Source organism: Salinibacter altiplanensis, assembly GCF_002894645.1.
GTDB lineage: Bacteria > Bacteroidota > Rhodothermia > Rhodothermales > Salinibacteraceae > Salinibacter > Salinibacter altiplanensis.
In genome coordinates, this window is the sequence record NZ_NCQY01000019.1 from 1 (window position 1) to 612 (window position 612).

Consider the following 612-nt stretch of genomic DNA (forward strand, 5'->3'; position numbering starts at 1 on the left):
TGAGGTGCGCCCGAAAAGTTGGACTGGTGGGTCGACTAACTGACGTTGGGACGCAGGAGGCTTAGTTTTCCTGCAACCAAGAACCAATCCAACCAGATGCGCCATGGGACAACGCACCTACAGTTCCGAGTTCAAACTCCAAGTCGTACTCGAAGCGCTCCAGTCGGATGGAACCGACGCAGAGGTTGCCAGGGCCTACGACATCCACCCTGTTACCCTTTCGAACTGGAAAAAGAAACTCAAGGAGAACGGCTCCAAGGCCTTCGGCGGCTCCGACGAGCTGAAGGAAAAGAAGGACAAAATCGCCAACCTAGAGCGAATGGTCGGCCAGAAGGAAGTCGAAATCGCCCTGCTGAAGAATTTTTTGGGCGAGAGCTGACCACCACCGAAAAAGTCCGTCTGGTGGATCAGCATAGAGAGGAGCACGGACTCAACAGGTGTCTTGAGGCAATCGGCCTGCCAAAGAGCACCTACTACTACCGGAAGAACCGCCTAGAGGAACCATCCGAAGAAGAGCAGAAACTGATGAACTGCGTTCGCGAGATCATTCAGGAGCATCCCGCCTACGGCTACCGACGGATCTTGCCGGAGCTTGAGGAGCGGACCGGCCAA

The 612-nt window shown here is 55.2% G+C and carries 2 protein-coding genes; both read left to right on the forward strand.

Translation table 11 applies throughout. The annotated features are described in order from the left end of the window. The first annotated feature begins 103 nt into the window (after window positions 1-103). A complete protein-coding gene (locus tag B7R93_RS07500; protein ID WP_103020185.1) occupies window positions 104-379 on the forward strand; it encodes a transposase in 276 nt (91 codons plus the stop codon). Between the two features lie 23 nt (window positions 380-402). After that, window positions 403-612: IS3 family transposase (locus B7R93_RS07505; protein ID WP_341476617.1), on the forward strand; the 210-nt coding region annotated here is incomplete at its 3' end.

Excerpts from the sequence above, each read along its gene's own strand:
- B7R93_RS07500 (WP_103020185.1), top strand. The coding sequence starts at position 104 with ATGGGACAACGCACCTACAGTTCCGAGTTCAAACTCCAAGTCGTACTC.